This is a genomic window from Pseudomonadota bacterium, assembly GCA_018242545.1.
Classification (GTDB): domain Bacteria; phylum Pseudomonadota; class Alphaproteobacteria; order 16-39-46; family 16-39-46; genus 16-39-46.
Genome location: JAFEBT010000109.1, coordinates 1 through 2488 on the forward strand (window position 1 = coordinate 1; position 2488 = coordinate 2488).

The 2488-nt window shown below is 35.3% G+C and carries 2 protein-coding genes and 1 pseudogene; all 3 read right to left on the bottom strand.

Going from position 1 to position 2488, the window contains the following annotated elements; translation table 11 throughout:
* Positions 1-216: 216 nt before the first annotated feature.
* Positions 217-825, bottom strand: a complete 609-nt coding sequence (locus JSS34_08760; protein ID MBS0186386.1) for a hypothetical protein — start codon at positions 823-825, stop codon at positions 217-219.
* 26 nt (positions 826-851) lie between these two features.
* A complete protein-coding gene (locus JSS34_08765; protein MBS0186387.1) occupies positions 852-1124 on the bottom strand; it encodes a hypothetical protein in 273 nt (90 codons plus the stop codon).
* A 76-nt stretch (positions 1125-1200) separates the two neighbouring features.
* A pseudogene (locus JSS34_08770) lies at positions 1201-1950 on the bottom strand (cytochrome c oxidase subunit 3).
* Positions 1951-2488: the final 538 nt, after the last annotated feature.

Consider the following 2488-nt stretch of genomic DNA (forward strand, 5'->3'; position numbering starts at 1 on the left):
GATAAGATAAGATAAGATAAGATAAGATAAGATAAGATAAGATAAGATAAGATAAAATGAGATGAGATAAGATGAGATAAAATGAATTGGGTTGAATTCGGTTGAGTTGGGTTGAGTTGGGTTGAGTTGGGTTGAGTTGGGTTGAGTTCTTTCTGTTTGTATTCTTTATTTTCTTACCTCTTTACTTCGTGTTTTTATTCATTTCGCTAATTTACCTCACTTGTTTTTCACTTTTAATGAATGTGTTCGACCTCCATTTGGATGATCTATTGGGTTCATTGCTACTCCTCGGACTCGCGGTCGGACTCCTAATCTTCGATGCGCTCCTGCTGTTCCTAGTTTTTCTTGAGGTCGTCCATATACTTCTCCTTCTTGACATAGATTTTTATTATTTAATCGTTTTATCTCTGAACTTGGTAATCGAATCACTGTCGTTGTCGCTTCTTGTTTTATTATTTTACATGATGCCCCTCGGGCTTTCGCTATTTGACTCTTCTTACCTGGTTTCAATGTTACATTATATATTGAACTTCCCACTGCCACTGTGCTCAGGGTCGTATACGTATTTTCTTTTCCGATCTCGGGTTCGGTCTTTCCTCCTGCTATTTCATAGTAGTTTCGAGTTATTCCTCCTACTTGCGCGCGACATGCTACTAAATATGCCGTTCGATTTGGATCATACTCGATTCCGGTCACTTGACCGTTAAGGTGGATCACATGTTGACCTTCTCGATATTCCAGTTCTCGGTATGCGCGCTTATATCCTCCTCCTCGGTGTCGAACTGTTATTCTACCTTGATTGTTTCGACCTCCTGTTTTTCGCATTCCTCATTTTTTCATTTCTTTCTTCTTTAGTTTATTGTACTCATCTTTAATCCTCGATATTTCATTTGATCTTTTGGTTCTGTAGCTCTTTGAACTCGTAATCCTAATGTTCCATATTTTGTCTCGATACTCTTCTTTGTCATCTCGATTACCGATCCCGTGTGCTGCTGTTGTTGACGCCCATATACTGCTACTTTCTTTTGACTTCGTAATGACCCATTCACTCGGCCTCGAATTTCTAGTTTTAATCCTGTTATTCGACTATTACTCTTTTCATTTCGATCTATTACTGCTTTCATTTTGTTTTCTTTTTTAGGCTTTCGCCCTATGGGTTTAGGCTCCTCCTCATCAGTAGATACTTATGAATAAGAATAATCATATTATATCTACAAAATGGAAATATAATATCGCTGCCTCATATCCTGCATGGTGGTGTTTTGTCATATGATGGTTTATCATTCGTACTAACATTACCAATAAGAATAATGTTCCGATTATTACATGTAATCCATGGAATCCTGTTGCTACGTAGAATGTTGTACCGTATACTGAATCCGCGATTGTAAATGTTGCCTCATAATATTCAAATCCTTGTAAGATTGTGAATACTAGACCTAATACTACTGTTATTATTAATCCTAATATTGCATCTTTTCGGTTTCCACTTATTAATGCATGATGTGATCATGTTACTGTTGCTCCTGATGACAGTAATATTGCTGTGTTTAATAATGGTACTTCAAATGCATTTAAGGCTGTTATTCCTACTGGTGGTCATACTGATCCTAATTCTACTGCTGGGGCTAATGCCGCATGGAAGAAGGCTCAGAAGAATGATACGAAGAATGCCGCTTCTGATAATATAAATAATAATACTCCATATTTTAATCCTCTTTGAACTACTAATGTATGTTGCCCTTGGAATGTCGCTTCTCGTGTTACATCTCGTCATCATACTATTGCTGTTGTGATTAATAATACTAATCCTACTATTATTAATAATTCTCCATATGCGTATCTGTGAAAGTACATTACTCCACCGACCATTGCTCCAAATACTCCTAATACTGATACTATCGGTCAAGGACTTGGGTTTACTAAATGATATCCATGATAATGTGTCATTTTTTTTTGCTGTTGCTGATCTTAGCTATTAACTATTTATCAGCTTTCTTAATATATATCTTTTTCTCCCTATTCTATTACTATTTTTATCCTAATCTTTTTTCCCTCTTTTCAGAATATACTTCTTATTAAATTTATTTTTATTCAATTTTTTAATACCATTTTTCTTCGATGATTTTTATGGAAGTATTATTTAGGAAGGAAAATTTAGGAAGGAAAATTTAGGAAGGAAAATTTAGGAAGATTTTACCTTTTATTCCAATATTTATTACAAAGATTTATTCCTATATTTGTTACAAAGATTTCTTCCAAAGATTTCTTCCAAAGATTTCTTCCAAAGATTTCTTCCAAAGATTTCTTCCTATATTTATTACAAAGATTTTTTTCTTAATACTCTTTCCCGCCTTTCTTCTTTCGACTATTTGGATTTTTAATTAGAGGGGGGGCTTCCCAGCCTGGGGATTTAGACAAAAAGATAGGGGTAGAGAGAGAGAGAGAGAGAGAGAGAGAGAGAGAGAGAGAGAGAGAGAGAGAGAGA

Bases quoted from the DNA above. Each gene is read 5' to 3' on its own strand.
- JSS34_08760 (MBS0186386.1), bottom strand. From the start codon at position 825: ATGCGAAAAACAGGAGGTCGAAACAATCAAGGTAGAATAACAGTTCGA.
- JSS34_08765 (MBS0186387.1), bottom strand. From the start codon at position 1,124: ATGAAAGCAGTAATAGATCGAAATGAAAAGAGTAATAGTCGAATAACA.